This is a genomic window from uncultured Parabacteroides sp. (genome assembly GCF_902493135.1).
GTDB lineage: Bacteria > Bacteroidota > Bacteroidia > Bacteroidales > Tannerellaceae > Parabacteroides.
Genome location: NZ_CABUOD010000008.1, coordinates 117,539 through 137,320, shown reverse-complemented (window position 1 = coordinate 137,320; position 19,782 = coordinate 117,539). Strand labels below are relative to the sequence as shown.

Below are 19,782 nucleotides of genomic sequence, written 5' to 3'. Positions count from 1 at the left end.
TGTCAACAAATTAAAGATGATTAAAAGAATGTGTTATGGACGAGGAAGCATAGAACTACTCAAAAGAATGATGATTTGTGTATAAGGCAGCAAAAGTGAACAAGACCCATTTCAAAAATATGGGTTAGTAATCCAATTTTCATGCAGTACCGTTTCGATTTAAACCAACGGGTATTTTTGAAAATTAGACAATAACAACAACCCCGGCCAGAGTTTAGTCCACTCTCTCATATATTTTGTATTTTTGCACCATGAAACGAAATATACTTGCTCTCTATCTGATCAAACTGTCCAAATGGTTCACTTTAGTCATGCCGATCATCGTGCTGTTCTATGAAAAGCACGGACTGGGACTACAGGATGTTTTCATCCTGAAAAGCGTTTATTCGGTAGCGGCAGTGGCTTTGGAAATTCCTTCGGGTTATCTGGCTGATGTCTGGGGACGCCGCAAATGTCTGATATTGGGATGTATCCTTTTCTTCTTCGGATATCTGTGCTATTCGTTCACCTCGACATTCACGGCTTTTCTTTTCGCCGAAATCTTGTTGGGCACAGGACAAACGCTGGTGAACGGGGCGGATTCCGCACTATTATACGACACTACCGTCCAATACAAAAAAGAAAATTTATACTTACGATACGAGGGACGGATCACGATGATCGGTAATTTCGCCGAAGCGCTGGCGGGTATATTCGGCGGTTTATTGGCGGCTTATTCCCTTCGTCTGCCTTTTTATGGCCAGGCAATCATCGCTTTTACCGGCATCCCGGCGGCATTCGCGCTGAAGGAGGTCAACCGTTCCAACAAGATACAGAATCCGGTCGATGAGATCGTGCGAATCATCAAATATTCATTAGTCACCAACAAAAAACTTTGCTATAACATCATGTTTTCCGGGATCATCGGGGCGGCAACCCTCACGATGGCCTGGTTTGTGCAGCCGGTGCTGATGTATCTGAAAACTCCCGTGTCCTGGTATGGCATCATCTGGACCGTATTGAATCTGACCGTCGGTTTTGCGGCTCTCTGGTCAGACCGTGTGGACAGCTATTTCGGCCCGCGTAAGATGGGAATCCTTATCCTCGCGGTGATCGTCGGCGGATATGTCGCGCTCGCTTTCAACCTTACCTATGCCGGACTTGCCATCCTGCTTGTCTTTTATATTTTCCGCGGTTTTGCCACCCCTATCCTCAAAGGCTACATCAACCAGATGACCTTTTCCGACATGAGGGCGACAGTGCTTTCCATCCGCAACTTCATTATCCGCCTGATGTTCGCCGCTATCGCCCCCTTTATCGGTTGGCTGAATGACATGTATTCCCTCCGGATAGCCCTGCTCGTTTCAGCCGGGATCATATTGCTGCCGGGAGGGGTGTTTTTAGGGTTGCAATTCAGAAAAGAAACAAGTTAAAAGGGGACATTGCACAAAGCGCTTATCTTGTCTACATTCTTGATATAGGAATTATGCTCCCAAAGACGTCCGGCACAATACTGATCGAAAGTGTCCTGATATGCTTTCTCATCGTCAAGGCTGTTCACCAGTTCCGGTATCAAGATCTCGGCAAAAACAAAAATGCCTTTTTCCGGTACAAGGACAAGATTGTTCTTGGGTTGTATAGACATTGATTTCTCAAGCGTATCGAGTGGGACAATGCGGTAACGCTTTTCACCGTCCTTATCCGAAATCAATAGCAGAAAATCCGTATTGCGAGCCGGAGAAATAAACAGGATATCATCGATCGAACCGGCAAAAGCAAAAAGTGTATTCGGTTGTGACATTCCCTTTTTCAGATTGGACAGGCCAACTTCGCCATTCTTAAAAACCGTAACCAGCAAATCTTCCTTGTCTTCCGGATTATAAGAGAAAATAACACTTCCCCCTTCTCCTCCCCACTTTCCGATCTTGGGACTTACGGAACAGGCTATTTTGCCATTTTTAAACAAGGAGACAAAGACATGGTTGGGCGTGTATCCCAGGTCATGCTTCTTTTGCAAAGGATTGCAACGCAGAGCTGATGTCCGGATTCCTAAATTAATTTGAGTGTTTGCATTTTTAGTGCGCAAAGCCTTTTCCTGGACATTATCTTCGTTTACGGGCAAAACCGGAGCAACCGCTTCCACCTCTTGAACCGCTGTCATTTCAGGGACCACAGAACGTTTATCAAAAATATATTCATTCCGTTCCGCACTAAAATACGCAGGAAACTCCGGCATCTTAGGAACAGAATCCAGCTTTTGCCGATGGCGCAACTTGATAAAATCCGCTACATTGCCAACCGGTTTGATCAGATTGGAACTGGCTGAACGCGTATATACTTCACCTTTCACCTCTACCACTTCATTGATAGGCGCTACTCGAAACGCCAAAACCAGACGTCCGTCTTCATATTCATACAAACGGCAACGTATGTACGCCTGATAACGATCCCGATCTTCTTTTTTCCCTAATAGCCTGATCACATTCTGATTGACAGAACGGAGGTAAACATCGCTGTCATTATGGGCAAACCTCAGCTCCTGGTCCAGTCCGGTCAGATATCCCTTATCATTGACTCCGATATAAAGCGTTCCCCCTTCCGTGTTCATGAACGAAGCAATCACACGAGCCAGGACAAGGCTCTGTTCTTCAGTCGCGTTTTTGTCGGCATGGATAAATGCAGATGTCTTGAATTCTTTTTCGACTCCTTCATGGCCGAAAAATACAGGAATGTAGACTTTAGGATTTTTCTCCCGGACTTTACAACCAAGCAAAGCATTAATATTCCCGCAAATCAGCTCCTGCAGCTCACAATCCTTTTCTTTCAGATAGGACATGATATTAAAATAGCGTGCCAACTCGGCTACCGTACGGTTTTGATTTTGCATAAACGATTGCAAATCGGACTGGACGGAAGTCAGGGAACGGGAGTCGAACCAAGTCTGTAACAACCGTATAACCTGTTTGTTATTACGCAAACGCAGGCTGTACCGATCCATATCCAACGCTCCCATACGGTCCGATAACCCCTTAAAAGTTTGCCGGCATTCAACTCCTCCCCTGTTTTTCAACAATTCGGAGTCCAGAGAATTGACCCAATATATATAGTCGGAACAAAGGCCGTAATAATCAGCCAATTCTCTGTTCCCCACAAAACGGCACAGAAATATCAGGGCATTATAAGCATTGAAACGTCCACATATATCTTCATCATCGCTTATCAACGCATCTACACAATAAATAAGTTCCTTCAACTGGCTTACCGTTATCCTATCCGGTTCCTCATATATATCGGAAGTTACCGTCTTATTCTCATTCTCACTTTCAGGCATTTCATCAGTCCGGGCCGATTCGTCAGGAGCGCTTTCCGGAATTTCAAGGTTCAGACTTTGAAAAGCGACAAAGAAAGGATTGTTTTTTTCTTTCAAACGTTGTAATTCTTCCTGCTCTTTATTGACTTTCAACACTTCTTTTGTCATAAAGAAAAAGAAACTGCGCAAATTTTCCAATACATTATTGTAAAAGCTTTTTTCGTCCGGACAGGGGATATGAGACAACACTTTGATCGTATTCTTCAATTTATCCGTCGATAAACCTCCATATTCCACCTTATAGAAGTTACCGGCCTTATATTTCTTATGTGAATTGGCTGTTGTCGCCGTCGTGCCGGTAGAAAGCAACCACCAGACTTTGCCTTCTGCTATATCGATCACTTTGCCTATCAGATTTTTTTCCTGACACAATCCGGATACATATACTCATTGAAATCCTGTATCAGGGAAAGCTTGATTTCACTTCCTTCCACGCTCTTTACTTTCGCACGGAATATTTCGTTGACAGCAAACATATCCATAAAACCAGGAATGATATAATAGCATGAATTTATATAAGCGAACGGCAGACAAGCTCTCATTCCCCGATATGGGGCATCTATAATTTCCATCTTCAAAGACATGTCTTCCTTGTCGATATGCAGGATCCGGACCTTGACCCGTTGATCCGGACGCAGGAAATAGTCTGTCTCGGCTTCTTCCGCCTCCATCTCGATCTCCGGAATCTCGATCTCTTTCTCCTCTGATACGGTATCCACAAAAACCGGAGAAGACATGGGTTGCGACAAAGGATAATCTTCCGCAACCAGATTCCAATAGGAACGGAAGTCACGGATATTCTTACAAGCATCAAAATTCAATGATAACCGGCTAAAAGAGGCGACAAATAGACGGTTGTTCAACACAGCAGCCCGGTCTTTACGTCCTTTCCATGAGTTGCATTCCAGTTCGACCAGCGGACTCAACGTAAATCCGTCGTTATCGAGCGTAATCATATTTTTTTCATTCCGACATTGCCTCCACTTTTTGCTATCTTCCGGGAAAAGACAAGCCTTGTCGTCTGCCTGTATCATGATGAGGCGTTCCAGAATCTTTATCTCGTCAAAATGCCGGAGATGCTCCCACCGGATACGGTCACCCAGTGTATTCTCACCTGTGAGCAAAGTATAGGATTTATTTTTCAACAGTTCACTATACGGCGACGGTATACGGGAAAGATAACGGCATATACGGGCAGCAATTAGTGAAAGGTCATCCCCCTTTTGCCGGCATTGTCCGCAGATCAAGAAGACAAAAGTATGTAAACGGACCGACTCGGTTATCAGAGGATGGAGCGTTTCCCAATCATCGGAGAACCAATATTCAGATACCTTATCATCCATCTCCTTCGCTTTCCGTTTCAATACGCCGGAAAAATCATCGCATTCCTCTTCTGTCATCAGACCATTGGTAATCAGCCTGTACACGATATCGATCAGTACCGGAAGATTCTGGGAAAAACCGGTCAGATCGTATGACAGCAGATAATATATCTTTTGGATCTCATCATGCACATGCCATAAATTACCGCTCTGTTCCAACTTATGCAAAACAGCTTTCATATATTCATTCGCCTTTCCATCCGACAGGCAACGGCAAGCTTTTAGTTGCAAGGAAAGACGATCCATTTTGGCAAACAGTTCGGTTCTTTTTTCATCCGCCCTCTTCTGGTAAGCCGTCTGCAGATAGTCCGATCCTTCTCCCATCCACCGGCAAACTTCGAAGGCCTTCTCCAAAGCTTTAGCGGCATCCTTTCCATCCTGGGCCAAACAATCTCCATGTTTTTCTTGAAAAGCAGCCAAAGCCTCGACCCATCCAATCTCCTGATTCCGATACAGGAAGCGGGCTTTTTTCAACAATACATCGGAAGCTGGATAATGTGAGACTTTATTCTCCTCCAACAAGTTCATATCAATATTACAGGATTGAAATACAGAAGCGAATTTTTCCACAATACTATCAGATAATTTTTTTTCTGTTGTCGGCGCTTCTTTTTCAAGGACAGTTACATCACTCATCATAGTTATAATATTAAAAATAAGATTATTACTCCATTAATTACTCTCAAAAAATTATATACATAGCTCGAAAGTACTCATTTAATCCCAAGCACAAAAATATTCCAACGATATTTTAAGAAAGACCAAAAAAAAAGAGGCCTGTCCCTTACTCTGGGAAAACAGGCCTTTTTAGAAATTGTCCGTTGAGTACCGTCATACGGCATACCGAGTTCAACATATTTTTTATCCTTCGTTATCCATATTCATTTCCTTCACAAGCGGATAGAATAATTGTTTAACTGTATCCCGTAATTTACAATAACCCCAATTTGGAACTTTTTCTATTTCGATCCAAAACACCGATCATTTTGGCTTGACATTTTTACACGGCTAATCCAGTTTTGGTGGCAATCGAAAATACGGAGTCGGCAGATAATGGATATATGCAGTTTTTATGACAAGTAAAAGAGAGGAAAACCGACATTCCGAAAAACCTGAACTATCGGAGAATGGCTTGTAGCAAAAAAGTCAGGGGACGAATCCGAATATCCAAAACGATTTTCGGGTCTTTATTGCAACGACGACCGTCTTCGTTATGATAAAGACCGTCTTCATCGTGACGAAGTCCATCTTCATATGAAACAAAGACGGTCATCATGGAAACAAAGACGGTCGTCGTCACAATAAACTGCGCACCTCATACCGAAAAACTACTTTTTCTGGCTCAAAAGCGGGATTTCAGTGCTATCTATAAAGGATGTATAATATTGTAAAATAAGCAATATTATACAAGAACCCCGAATAAATGAAGATATCTATGGTTTCATGATTTTTAGGAGATGAAGTGGATAACGCACACTGATATTATTGAACAACCGGTTTGTCTTTCAACATGCCGCCTTCATTATAACGCTGGTTATTCGGTAACCCTTTCTTATTCACACCCTCCTTCATCAACGTCTTTAAATCTTCCAGATGAGAACGGTAAACACCACGCGGTTCCACTCCGTATTTCTTACACAATGATGCCGCCATGCCGACTACCTCTCCCATCATTCCCGTCGTACGCATCACACGCACTGTCCCCAAGGCTACGTGAGTCACACTGATATTACGACCCGCCATAAAAAGATTATCCACATTACGAGAATACAAACAACGATACGGGACGGCATACGGATGGATCAGGATATGCTTCGTAACAGCTTTGAACTCATTGCCCGGAAAATGTTCACTGTTTTTCGGATCCTGCCAATGCAAATCGATACTCCAAGTCGTGGCGAAGGAGGCATCTTCATGGAACACGTTTTTCGTGACATCGTCTTCCTTTAAGATATAATCACCCAGCAGACGACGAGATTCACGTTTGCCGGCTACATAAGCTACCCAACCCAACTTACGATTCTTATACTGGTCGTTTTCCTTCATACGGTTTTTCAAATAGCTCCAGTTTGAATAGACGACCAACATGCCATAATCACGGATGCGTTCGAAGTCCTTGATCTGGTCGAAGTTCATGCCGGTTTCCCACGTCCATTCTCCCATCATCACCTTTTCGCAATTCTTATCGTTGAACTCAACTCCATAACTGAAATCCGGAAAAGGACTCGGTTTCTTGTCATCCACTGAATACCATTGGACGGAAGAACCCATTGTCAACTTGTCTGCTTTCTCAGGAGCGATGCTCTCACCATATTCGTCACGACTTTCACGCCCCATACGGTAGTCGGCCCCCGCCAGATGACCGATCGTCCCGTCTCCCGTACAATCAGAAAACAGAGGTGCCTCGAATTTCAGTTCTTTACCGCTTTCGATGTGTTTGGCTACAACGGATGTGATCTTATCGCCTTCCTTTGTCACCCCTATTGCACGATAGTTCAGGAAAAGAGATACATTCTTTTCACCTGCCAGCCAATCCATTTTCTTCTGATCTTCATAATATTCCGCAGGTTGTGCATTTCCTCCCTTTTCCGGACCGAATTCTTTCTGCAGACCGCCAAGTTCCTTATAAGTCCCTTCTTCGATACGACCACCCAAATGGACACGTATCTCCGAACTGTTATTACCCCCTACCACAGGACGGTCGTTGATCAAGGCCACTTTGCATCCCAAACGACCGGCCGATACTGCCGCACTCATTCCGGCTATACCGGCTCCCACGACTACCAAATCATATTTGCCGGCAACCGGTACTTCATCCGGCAATCCCAATGCTTGACGACGGAATGCTTCCAACTCTTTCAAATCCGATGGTGGCATCTTACCCTCTTCCGTCGTAAAATATATTGCATCGCAACGACCGTCAAATCCCGTCAAATCATGTAGTTTGATTACGGTCTTTAATTTCTTTACCGATACTTTTCCGGCTGCCTGCCACATCCAACCAGAACCTTCCGTTCCCAAGGAAGAGGCGATCTTCTTTCCTCTGACATATAAACTGAATTTGCCCGGACCTTCCCCTTTTGTCCACGGAGAAGTCCAGTTATAAGTACGGACATACACATAATACTTGCCCTTTTCAGGAAACGTCACTTCGGTCGAGGCATCATCGACAGGTACACTCATCCCATGCGCCAAAAGGTAAGGAGACCCCATCAAATCCATAAACTGCTGGTCGACCTTCCATCCTCCCTTGTTACTAAAACTTTCAGCTTCGACAAAAAGGTCTGCCGCTCGGACTGTTCCCAAACTCAACAAAAATAATAATGATAAAAACGTTTTCATGATCAATATACTACACTATATAAAAATTACTCACATTTGATGTTCAGCAAGTCGAAATCATCCAATAAACCATAATCCGTCAAGATATATCCATCAGCATCGTTGTTTCCATTATGCTTCTGCCAATCCCAAGGAGGAGTCGAACCTTTGCTCCGGCTATGGTGCGGACCAAAAAAATTATCCATTGAACCGACAACCCTCAATTCAATCACATTATCGCCCTGTTTCATAAAATCCGTAACGTCCAATCTGTAAGGTTCCGTAAACAGGATTCCGGATTTTTCTCCATTGATCCATACTTGAAGAACACTGCCTTTCCATTTCGGAACAGATAGCAAATACGAATCTTTTACTTCTTTCAAATGATAAGACTTCACATAACATATTTCCCAAGGATAAAACGGAGCGCCGATCTCTTGGTTGGATGCAGGATAATCGACCGGACACTCATCCGCTATCACCCATTTATTGTCTTTAGAGACGACAGAAAAATCACCCAAAATATAGATCGGTTCGATCTCTGCATCGACCGAGAACTTTTTCGCCGTCATCTCGATTGTATTTATTCCGGTATGTAGCCAAGAAGCAATAGGTATCAAACTAAAATCCTCGTCCAGAAAAGAGGCCCCCACCTTGTCGACCGGTTGCCCATTGACCGTTATATCGTACAAATAAGCCCTTTCACACAATAATTTACACGAAGACAAGTCGTTCAAGCTTTCCGTAATTTCAAACGAATAAACAGTTGAAAATACCGGAGCTCCCGAAACATCCTTATTCACGATATCCTGCTTGAACTGAACAGCCCGAAACCACGGATTCCCATCTTTGAAACCGGCCGCCCGGAAAACATCGAAATTCGCATCCATAAAATAGTGAGCCTGACGTACTGTCCCGTTCTGTTTCAGATCCAGATAATCAATAATCAACGCATTATCCCGAAGCCGTTTGGTTTTCATCTTGCAAGAAGCCTCCAATTCAGCCCCTTTGCCAATAAATATCTTCCTTGTTTTCAATCCTTTCCTTTCTTCCGGAGAAATAAAGAACAACCGACTTCCGGCAGGTTCCAAACAACCGGAGAACGACACATTGCCTCCTTTCATTTCAATCGGGTACAAAAACATATCTCCGGAAAACGCATCCAGCTCAACGATTGATCTCCCCTTCATTTCAATAGAGAAAGAAGATGTTTCCGACAAAGAGGAATTGGTTACCAGCAGAAGCTCTCCATCCTCATATTCTTTTCTCAAATGGTAGAAATTGCCCCCTTCTGTTTTTTTAAAACGGATGGAAGGGCTATCAAGAAGGGCAAAAAGACGTTCATCCGTTTGGTTTTCAAAATAGATAACCGGTTCATCCCGAAAAAAATTCGTTATCTTTTCCGAGCGTATCCCTTCTATACGGTCCGGTCGGGAACAGGTGATGACTTTCCCTCCCTGTCTGACAAAAGACTGTAGCAATCCGAAACATGTCCGACTCATATTTTCCACCGACCGGGGGATGACCACCGTCTCATACGCACACTCTCCAACTATAAATTTGCCATCATTCACTCTCCCTTTGCTTTCGATAATATGCTCACAACCCAAATCATATTCGACCTGTTTTTTTGACAGTGTCGTCACAAAAAACTGAAATGAATCTGCAATCTTCTGAGCCATTTCATTTCCCTCATTACCGGTATGTTGAGCATACATCCAAGTTGTCGTGGTCGGTTCCAATACCAATATATTGTTTTTTTGTTTTCCCAAAGTCAACGCGGCAGACATTCTCGCCGTATATTCATTCAGCACCTTATAATCATTCCACCAAGGAGCAATCGAACAAAACATAGGAGGCCAATCATACTTACGAACACCTACAAAACTCATGTGTGAAAGATGTTGATTCATAAAATTCACTCCCATCACGTTGAGCCAATCGCTATGTCGTTTAAAATCTTTCAGACTCATATCCCAACCGCCGCCACCATAGGCCTCACACAAAAATCGTTCACGCCCCATCTGATTAGCAGCACTCTTAGCCTCCTTCAAAACGCGGACATTACCAAACATACCGGAAGTACTTTTCTCATCAAATGAATTAGACAACATATCGACACCAGGCATTTGTTGCCACGCATTCATCGCCATATTATCGGGTACCTGTTCAATGCGTGGCCAAGTCTGTTCCCAATAATGCCCGGTCCAAATCAAATCATGTTTCGAACAATATTCATACCAAGGTTTCGCCCATCTTTCTATAAAAAGATCCGATAACAGTTTGGCATATTCATAACGCACTCTTTTCCAATCGCCGATCTGCAAATGTAAAGAGGGCAAATGTAGCCGCAAATCATATCCATATCGTTGTTGGAAAACTTCGAACAGGTCAGGTGTCCAACGAATTCCACCGGAAGAACGTATATTAATCTCATCAGAAAAAATACCTTTAATGCTTTTCCCGAATTTAGAGCGATAGTTTTTTTCATAACCAGACATCGTTATCTCTATAAATTTGTCCGTTACTCCCGGCAATAATAAATCAGTGAAAGTAAACCCTGCATACCAAGCCCTTGAAGGTTGCGTATTATCTATCGCATACGTTTTCCGGTAAAGGATAAAATTGCTTTTTTTGCCAACATAAGCCGATGCGGAGTCAGAAATATCAAAAAACTCGCCCTGTCGTTCTTCCAATATAATAAAATAAGAGCGATAATCTTCTGGCAACCGGGTCATCTTGTAAGGCATCAGACCATGCCCCTGCGTATACGACTCCGGCATCCGGCTTGGCAGTAAACCTCCAGCAAAACCACTCGGATAGGCATTTTCATCGTACAGCCAAATATCAAGTCCCAACTTCTCCCCTTGTTCGATCGTATAGCTATACAAATCGAACCATTCGTCCGACAAATATTCCGTCACCATACCGTAACGAGGATGGACAAATACACCTCCACATCCTTTTTCCTTAAAATCAGACAACATCCTGTCTATTTCCGATTTGGTAACTTTATAATTCCACACCCAAAACGGGACGGAACGATATCGTGAGGAAACGATCTCGAATTCTTTTTTTAATTCCTCAAAAGAGTTTCCACTCTTTCTTTCCCCTGCATGCAAAACGGACATACAGGACAAAAGCAATACTAATCCACTATATAATCGGTTCATCTGATATTTCTTTATTATTATTTAAGGGCTGTGTCGAAATTCATATTCTGATCCTTATTTCGACACAGCTCTTGTCATCATTATCAATAACCGGCATTTTGCTTAAGGTTATCATTTATCAAGATCTCTTTAGTCGGGATCGGCCACAGATATTGTTTGGTTGCATCAAATTTACGTTCAATCAACAATTTTATCTGTCCCTGGTTGTACATTTTCGTAAAATCGACCAAACCGTTTTCATCGACCTCCGGGGTTTCCGGGAAAAACCACAGACCTCTATTTACCACATTCTCCCGTAAAGGTGCCGGATCCAGCATTCCGTATATATTCGTGTTCAACGCTTTTTCCGCCAACTTCCAACGAATCAGGTCCATATAGCGCAACCCTTCAAAAGCGAACTCCATACGTCTTTCAAAACGGATAGTCTTGCGGAGTTCCGGGATACTCAAAGTCGTTACAGATGGGTATTTATCCACTGCGGATTTATTGACTCCATACGCCCTCGCCCTGACGGCATTGATCGCATCCAATACGGACTGATCAACTTTTCCCTGTTCGATACAAGCTTCTGCATACATTAACAGAACATCCGCATAGCGCATGATTATCTCATTTTTATCGGCCGTATAACCGTTCTGAGTATAACTATCGTCTACCCACTTCTTCCATATCAGACCATTGTAAGAGGCATATTGACCATTTGTACGGGTATCTTTATTCAATTCCAACATACCTGTATTGAAATTCATCACATACAACGAATCGGGATGAGGTTCGTAAATAAAACCGACATGAGCCGTTCCAAATTCCACAATCGTAGCACAGCAACGCGGATCTCTATTCTTAAAAGGATTATGCGAATCAAACAAAGGAGATTCATCTATCGGCTTGCCATCTATGCACAAAAAAGAACAAAACAAATCCCAAGACGGATCATATTGAGCGTAGCCGCCTCCGTTTCTCGACAGATAAGGCTGCGTACCTATAACCGAGTTTAATTCGACAGATCGAGGCCTTACAAAAATAAATTCCTTCGAATTTTTCGTTCCACAATAAAACAGTTCCGAAAAATCTGGATTCAACTCATATATTCCTAAAGCCATACAATTTTTTGCCGCCTCCTCAGCTATCTCATAATCGCCGTTATACAAAGCAAAACGTGCTTTCATCGCATAAGCTGCCCCCTTAGTCGCGTGTTCTTCACCGGAATATTCGAGAGGCAGGTGGGCTGCCGCCTGGTCAAAGTCATCATAAACACCTTTTATGATAGTCGCCTTATCAGTTCTTCCCATTTTAAAAGCCTCGTTCAGATCCGCAATAGAAGTCGTGACATAAACGACATCACCAAAATGAGATACCAATCTTGCATACTGGGCTGCACGAACAAATAGAGCTTCGGCCTTACTTTGTTCCACCACTTTTGCAGAGACCCCGCTCTGTTCGGCTTTCGGCAAATTGTCTAAAATCGTATTTGCTTGAGCTATTGCGCGATACGAATTGGTCCAAAGAGAAGTCACTTGACCGGACTGTCCATTAATTGTTGCTGATAGAATCGGAGACAAGTCAGTACGGTTTGTCCAGTCATCAGTATAAGAATCGTCATCCAAAGTCCAATAGTTAGTAGCATATAAACTTCGGACAGACATAGTCAATTCAATTTCATCCGAGTACCAATTCTCACTAGATCCCTGCGAAAGAGGATTCATATCTAAATCATTACAGGCAAACAAACACGCCACCAACAGGCTATACACTATTTTTTTCATATCAACCATCGTTTAAAAATTAACTGAAACACCTAAAAGATAAGAGGACGTTATCGGATAAGCTGAAGCTCCGGTTTCAGGATCCCATCCATGAGGATACTTATTGATAGAGAACAGATCATTTGCGCTTATATAAAATCTGATTCTGCTGATCTTTACTTTGGAAGTCAAACTACCCGGTAACGTATATCCCAATGTTATATTTTTCAGACGAACATATCTACCATTGAACAACCAAAAATCTGACATTGCATAATTGCCACCCGCATTCGTCGTAGTCAAACGCGGATATTTGGCTTGCAAGTTTTGAGTTTCCGTATTATAAGCACTCCAATAATTACCATCCAGTATCAGAGGGACATTTCCCCAATTAGCAGGCAGAGGTTGTATCATGTTGGTCGTCATACGGACATTCTGGCTACCGACACCTTGGAACGCAAGCGAAAAATCAAAATCCTTATACCCCATCTGTACATTACCTCCGAACATATAACGGGGCAAAGAACCACCCAACAAGACACGATCGTACTCCGGTGAAATCTTTCCATCCGGCACACCATCCGGTCCACTTATGTCCTTATATTTTACATCACCCGGCCTCACGCTATTATTCAATTTAGGAGAATTATCCACATCCGCTTGCGTCTGATAGATACCATCCGACAAATAGCCATACCATTCATTAAATTGGCTGTCTTTCTTTTTCACTTGATCTCCAAGAAATTCCGTACCGCCCAAATCCCCCATTTTAGAAACGAAATCAGACAAATTGGCTGAAACGGAATAATACAAATCTCCTATCTGATCACTCCATCTTACTTCTATTTCATATCCTTTCGTGAACATCTTTCCTGTATTCTTTTCAGGATTGCTATACCCGACATAACTGGGGATTTCCAATGCTAATAACATATCTTTCGTTGTTTTCTTGAAATAATCTCCACTAAGACGCAAACGATTATCCAAGAAATTTGCATCCAATCCAAAATCGACCGACTCAGTCGTTTCCCAAGAAATATCCCTGATCGCATATTTACTTTGAGCGGCACCTTGTGAGGAAACAATCTTTCCTCCTTGATTAAACAGGATATTGTTAAATCCTATTGAAGATTGATAGGGATAATAAATCTGATTTCCATTACTATCCGTTATACGCTCATTACCCAACATACCCCAAGAAGCACGCAATTTCAAAAATGAAAGCCAATCTATATTCGCTTTTTTCATAAACGGTTCTTCACTAACAACCCAACCGGCTGATACAGAAGGAAAAGTTCCCCAACGGTAATCCGAATGAAAACGAGAAGAACCGTCACGACGGATATTAAATTGAAGCAGATACTTTTCAGAATAATTGTACATCAGACGTCCGAACCAAGACTGGTAACCATTTTCATAAGCATTCCCTGCATTGTTACGGTAATCCAACGGCCCCAGATTCAAATACGGATAAGTGTTCAACAAATAATTGTCTCTACCAGCAGTCAGTCCTTCCGTAAAAGAATAAAACACTTCATAACCGGCCATCAGATTCAGATTATGCCTGCCCAATGATTTCTCATAAGAAGCTATCAGTTGCCCCAATAAACGATGTGAATCATTACGAGTCTCTTTCAAATTTGTAGTATTGTAACGGACAATATATCCTAAAGCCAATGACGGGTCTTTCGCATCGTAGTATCGAATCGATTTCCTAAACTCTTTCCCCTTATCAAAATTAAAAGTCGGAGAAAATACAGCCGATATCTTAAAACCATCAAATGGAGTAACATCAATAGAGGCCTTACCTCCCAATTGATTGGCCCACCATTCACTGGTTCCTCCTTCTTTGACCATTGCATAAATATTACCACCTGTCCGAGCTGCCCCATAGCGGCCATCACTCCACAAACCGGCAAAAATAGAAGGAATGACACTGATCGCATCCGCCGAATTGAACGGATCTTCTATAGGCTTTTCCGACTTCGCTCTTCTATAGTTAAAATCTAAAGAAGCCTTAATATATTTATTTATCGAGAAGTCATTATTTACCCGAAACGTAAAACGTTCGTTATAACGATTAGCATACAATCCATCTACCTTGTCATAAGCAAAAGAAGCTTTTGTCTTAACCACTTTCGTACCTCCTGCGACATTGAACACATGACTTTGGCGAGGAGCTGTATTTTTCAATACCAAATCGACCCAATCTGTGATCGGATAAGCATCCGGATCTTGTGCATGCAGGTCATAGTAGTTATCGATCAACTCTTTGGAATAAACCGGATACTCGTTATTTCCATTACCTGCATCATTCCAACGTAACTCATTTTCCATCTGCATAAATCTTGTCGGACTGACGTACTTCGGAAGTTCTGTCGGTTTTTCAAATCCATATTCGAATGAATAGCTTAACGACAGCTGGTTATCTTTAGCTCTTTTTGTAGTAATCAGTATGACTCCGGCCGCAGCTCGGGATCCGTAGATCGATGCAGACGCAGCATCTTTCAACACAGATATATTTTCAACGTCATTCGGATTGATCATATCAATACCGTCAACAGGAACTCCGTCCACTATTACTAACGGGTTACTATCTCCAATTGTCGTAATTCCCCTGATTTTAATAGCCGAAGAAGCACCGGGAGCGCCATTATTACGAGTCACCATCATTCCGGAAACAGACCCTTGTAATGCGGAAGACAACTGCATTGTTTTTCTATCTGCTATCAAATCACCACCAATGGAACCAACCGCTCCGGTCAAGTCTTTCTTCTTCATTGTTCCATAACCGACAACAACGACTTCATCCAGCATTTCCGAATCTTCTTTCAATACGATCGATAAAGAATTGCTACCGTCTACTTTTATTTCTTGCGAAACATAACCTATATAGGTTATTATTAATGTAGCACCAGATGCTACATTAAGTGAGAATTTCCCATCCATATCAGATATCGTGCCATTGGTCGTTCCTTTTTCTATGACATTGGCACCAATAACAGGCTCACCATTGACACTTTTTATCACGCCAACCAAGTGCTTGGATTGATTTACACCGTCAGTATCAATTTCCTTCTTTGATAAAATAACTTGCTTGTCTACAATACGATAATTCACATCTGTGCCATCAAACAAAACATGTAATATCTCGTCAAGACTCTTCGAGCGAATATTCATATTGACTATTCTGTCCGTGTCAACAGATTTGTCTGTAAACAAAAACGAGAATTCCGTATCTTTCTCAATCTGGTCCAGAACTTGTTCGACTGTCACATTTTGAAGTGATAAATTGATAACTGTATTTTGCGAATACAAATTTTCGGCATGTAGCTGAGCAATCACAATAAATAGTAAAAGCAAACTTGCTCTCATAATATGCATCAATTTAAGTAAATAATATGGGATATTTCCCCTTACTGATCTTGAAAAATTCATAACTTTGTATTTGGATTTAAAAACTTTTGTACGATTGGCGTCGTACCTAATTAGTTATTTCTCTTTTTAGGCAAGTATGAGTTGGCGCTTATACTTGCCTTGTTTTTTCTTTATATCGATTTAAGCTCTATTTCATAATCATTTCTCCTTTCTTTAAAAAATTCGACATATTTCTATTTCAGCCAAACATCTATCCGTTGGCGCGGATAAGTATAATCTTGCTGTTGTTTCATATCTGCAAACGACCAACTTATCGGAGCTGCCATACGCAGATAATCCAATATTTGGGTAATATTTTCCGATGAGAAAGTAGCTCTGAATTTATAGTCTTTCCGGCTTTCCCGATGTAACACGATATCGACGTTATATCTTCTGGATAGTTTTTTCACGACTTCTTCAAGGGTCGCATTACGAAAAACCAGTTTACCTTCTTTCCAAGCTGTCTTCTCTTCAATATTGACGACACTAATCGTAAAACGTCTATCTTCCTTATCATAACAGACCTGCTCGCTCGGTTTTAACCATACAGTACGGGAAGCAGATATGACATCCACCAGTCCGGTCTCCAATGTCGTTTCCATAACCCGCTCCTCTTTATATGCATTTATATTAAATTTAGTACCATGTGCTTTGACTTTTACTCCATTGTCCAAAGAGACATAAAAAGGGTGTTCCTTATCCGACTGCACCTCAAAATATCCTTCACCATTCAATTGGACATTTCTTTCCTTTTTTGTAAAACGGGATGGATACCGAAGCGAACTCCCTGCGTTCAACCAAACTTTTGAACTATCCGGTAGCAAGACTTGGGTAACAATTCCCGGAGCAGAAAAAGCTTCCAAATAAGAAACAGCATCGGCCTGTTTCAACTGCCGGGTATATAAGTAAGATAATACCCCTGTCGATATGATTAAGGGTAACAACAAAATGGCTGCAATCCGCGATATATAGAAAGTCAAAGGATATTTTCTCCGTTCAATATCCAATCTCTTCCTGTTTTTTTGATATGCCGCCTGTACATCGAAAGATTTATATTCACGAATATCATTCTCAATCGCTTTAGCTATTCGAATCGTTTCTTTTATATTATCTGTATGTTCTGTCATTTTTCTATCCTCTTTTATTAATAGACACACAGGGATGACAAACCCGACAGACTTTTTATCTTTTTCTTTTAAAAATATTTTTACGTTTCTTATATTTCGCTATTTTTGCCAACATCACAAAAAATATAAAATACTTCTATTTAAAATGAAAAACACCAATATACCCGATATAGATCATCTCCTATGGAGTATTTCCGTAAATGATGACGAAGCTGCATATCGTTCTTTGTTTGAACATTATTATGCAGCTCTTTGTCTGTTTGCCAAACGCTACATAGAGGATCGGGATGTACGGGAAGATATTGTGCAAGATGTTTTTTTCAATATCTGGGAGAAGAGGAAGTATATATCAACTAATATTTCCGCTCGAAACTACCTGGTCACCTGTGTAAAAAATTTAAGTTTGAACTATCTAAGAAAACAAGGATACATACAGGACTATCAAAAAAAGATTATTAATAATCCCCCGATCTATTCAAACGGGGAAGAAGACCTATATATGTTAAATGAACTGGAAACGTTGTTAGAACAGACTTTGGCCAAACTGCCTACGGAATATAGAATAGCTTTCGAAATGAGCCGGATGGAAGGAAAAAGCATGGATGAAATCGCTGAAACAATGGGAGTTTCCGTTCGTACGGTAGAACGCTATCGGAACAAAGCACTTGACATTCTGAAAAAAGAATTGAAAGACTATCTTCCATTCCTACTATTTTTTAACTATATCTCATAATTCACAATAACCCCAAGTTTATCAATATCTTAATTAGAAAAAACAAAACTACAGGAACCCCTGTCTTTTCAAAAAACCATCCGTCAACTTCCGAACCTTATAGTAGTCTTCCGTAAGCGGCTTTCTGTATAGGAAGATCGGATGACCGGCACCTTCAAAGAGATGGAGTTCGCAATCCACTCCCTTCTGCAAAAGTTTATCCTGATAAGTCTCGATTGTTTCGACCGATACGATCGGATCTTTCGTGCCAAGCAATATCAGAGTGGAGGGAGTTGTTTCCGACACATGATGGATCGGTGAAATTTTTTCAAAATTCCTCTTGATTTCCGGAAAACCATTACCGCGCGAAACCATGTCTACAACCGGATAATATAACACGGAGAGGTTCGGCCTGTAACCAGCCGGAACAGCCTCGTCACTCCCGACCGTCCCGAGTGCGGCAGCTAAATGACCTCCGGCAGAACCACCGGCTACGGCAATCTTATCCGGATCAAGCCGGTAGTCAGAAGCATGGCTACGCAACCAGCATATCGCATCTTTGGCATCCTCGAAACTCTCGAACGGAGTAGAATGATGCAGATATCCGATACGATAGTCAACCGATACGGCCACCATTCCTTTCGAAGCATAATAAGCACATTCACGATAAAACTGAATCGGGGTACCTAACTTCCAACCTCCTCCGAAGAAATACACAATGGCCGGCCTTTTTTCCCCTGCCTGCCTATTCCGGGGCTTGAAGATGTGAAGTGTTAGGGAATCCCCATCTGCTAATGCTTTATAGCGGACGATTTCAGGAGAGAACACCGTCTCCGATGAAGCCAGTACGTTCTTCAGAGCTTCGAACCAGACAGTCGCCATCTTCTCCGCACCAGCTTTATTAGGATGTACTTTATCATGTACGGTATAGTCTTGCCAGTTAAAGTCCTGGGCCTGATTGACCAAAAAGACTTGTCCGGAGTTTAATCCGGCAACCATTTCCGCTATCTTCTCGTTCAATTCCGGTATATACGAATATTTAGGCAGTTTGCCGCTTGGTATTACCTGGGCAATCAAAATACGGACATTCGGGTTGATCGCCTGTATTTTGTTGATAATAGACTTGTAAGAAGCAATCATTCCGGGAACAGGTTTCTCTTCCGCAAAATGGTTGTGACCGGCATGGAGCAATACGACATCTGCCGGATAAAGCCGGTAGAGGCTGTCGATCTTAGACTCTAAAAACTCTACATTCTTGCCGCTGAAACCACAATGACTAAGCGTCCCGATCCGGCATTTGCTCTCACGGGGACCGATAAAGTCAAACTGATACCCGGCTGTAAACAATTTCTCCCAAAGCGGATACAAATAGCAAGTGAAAAAATCCGCTCCCTCCGTAATGGAATCACCTAATCCCATCAGGGTAAAGCGTTCCTGTTTTTTCTCCTGTTCGGTAGCAGCAACGGTACCGCACAGTAAAGAAAAAAATAACAGATATAAATAAAGAGACCTATGTTTCATGATTTTCAGGTTTGCAAGATTATATATGAAGCAAG

10 protein-coding genes are annotated in these 19,782 nt (G+C 42.0%); 2 read left to right on the top strand and 8 right to left on the bottom strand.

The features are described 5' to 3' along the window. Positions 1-251 precede the first annotated feature (251 nt). Complete coding sequence (locus RDN79_RS05680; protein WP_298549882.1) at positions 252-1,412, top strand: MFS transporter; 1,161 nt, start codon at positions 252-254, stop codon at positions 1,410-1,412. On the opposite strand, the gene RDN79_RS05675 is transcribed toward RDN79_RS05680, so the two are convergent. From RDN79_RS05675 to RDN79_RS05645, 7 genes are all read right to left on the bottom strand, one after another. Next, the gene (locus RDN79_RS05675) at positions 1,409-3,691 is read right to left on the bottom strand and encodes a helix-turn-helix domain-containing protein (RefSeq protein ID WP_298549881.1); all 2,283 of its coding nucleotides are present in this window, start codon (positions 3,689-3,691) and stop codon (positions 1,409-1,411) included. The genes RDN79_RS05680 and RDN79_RS05675 overlap by 4 nt on opposite strands. Positions 3,692-3,699: 8 nt before the next feature. Further along, complete coding sequence (locus RDN79_RS05670; protein ID WP_298549880.1) at positions 3,700-5,259, bottom strand: hypothetical protein; 1,560 nt, start codon at positions 5,257-5,259, stop codon at positions 3,700-3,702. Positions 5,260-6,213: 954 nt separating this feature from the next. Then, positions 6,214-8,073, bottom strand: a complete 1,860-nt coding sequence (locus RDN79_RS05665; protein ID WP_308572970.1) for an FAD-dependent oxidoreductase — start codon at positions 8,071-8,073, stop codon at positions 6,214-6,216. 26 nt (positions 8,074-8,099) lie between these two features. After that, complete coding sequence (locus tag RDN79_RS05660; RefSeq protein ID WP_298554231.1) at positions 8,100-11,225, bottom strand: glycosyl hydrolase; 3,126 nt, start codon at positions 11,223-11,225, stop codon at positions 8,100-8,102. Positions 11,226-11,308: 83 nt separating this feature from the next. Further along, positions 11,309-12,991, bottom strand: a complete 1,683-nt coding sequence (locus tag RDN79_RS05655) for a RagB/SusD family nutrient uptake outer membrane protein (RefSeq protein WP_298554234.1) — start codon at positions 12,989-12,991, stop codon at positions 11,309-11,311. A gap of 12 nt (positions 12,992-13,003) precedes the next feature. Then, entirely contained in the window at positions 13,004-16,354 is a 3,351-nt protein-coding gene (locus tag RDN79_RS05650; protein WP_374044486.1) for a TonB-dependent receptor, read from the bottom strand. Positions 16,355-16,581: 227 nt separating this feature from the next. Continuing rightward, positions 16,582-17,514, bottom strand: a complete 933-nt coding sequence (locus RDN79_RS05645) for a FecR family protein (RefSeq protein WP_298554240.1) — start codon at positions 17,512-17,514, stop codon at positions 16,582-16,584. Between the two features lie 34 nt (positions 17,515-17,548). On the opposite strand from RDN79_RS05645, the gene RDN79_RS05640 reads away from it, so the two are divergent. Further along, complete coding sequence (locus RDN79_RS05640) at positions 17,549-18,247, top strand: RNA polymerase sigma-70 factor (RefSeq protein ID WP_374044485.1); 699 nt, start codon at positions 17,549-17,551, stop codon at positions 18,245-18,247. A gap of 48 nt (positions 18,248-18,295) precedes the next feature. On the opposite strand, the gene RDN79_RS05635 is transcribed toward RDN79_RS05640, so the two are convergent. Next, positions 18,296-19,747: an alpha/beta hydrolase fold domain-containing protein gene (locus RDN79_RS05635; protein ID WP_298554247.1), complete on the bottom strand. Its 1,452-nt coding sequence runs from the start codon at positions 19,745-19,747 to the stop codon at positions 18,296-18,298. Positions 19,748-19,782: the final 35 nt, after the last annotated feature.

Coding starts and splice junctions, on each gene's coding strand:
- RDN79_RS05645 (WP_298554240.1), bottom strand. CDS start 17,514: ATGACAGAACATACAGATAATATAAAAGAAACGATTCGAATAGCTAAA.
- RDN79_RS05650 (WP_374044486.1), bottom strand. CDS start 16,354: ATGCATATTATGAGAGCAAGTTTGCTTTTACTATTTATTGTGATTGCT.
- RDN79_RS05665 (WP_308572970.1), bottom strand. CDS start 8,073: ATGAAAACGTTTTTATCATTATTATTTTTGTTGAGTTTGGGAACAGTC.
- RDN79_RS05670 (WP_298549880.1), bottom strand. CDS start 5,259: ATGAACTTGTTGGAGGAGAATAAAGTCTCACATTATCCAGCTTCCGAT.
- RDN79_RS05635 (WP_298554247.1), bottom strand. CDS start 19,747: ATGAAACATAGGTCTCTTTATTTATATCTGTTATTTTTTTCTTTACTG.
- RDN79_RS05660 (WP_298554231.1), bottom strand. CDS start 11,225: ATGAACCGATTATATAGTGGATTAGTATTGCTTTTGTCCTGTATGTCC.
- RDN79_RS05680 (WP_298549882.1), top strand. CDS start 252: ATGAAACGAAATATACTTGCTCTCTATCTGATCAAACTGTCCAAATGG.
- RDN79_RS05655 (WP_298554234.1), bottom strand. CDS start 12,991: ATGAAAAAAATAGTGTATAGCCTGTTGGTGGCGTGTTTGTTTGCCTGT.
- RDN79_RS05640 (WP_374044485.1), top strand. CDS start 17,549: ATGACAAACCCGACAGACTTTTTATCTTTTTCTTTTAAAAATATTTTT.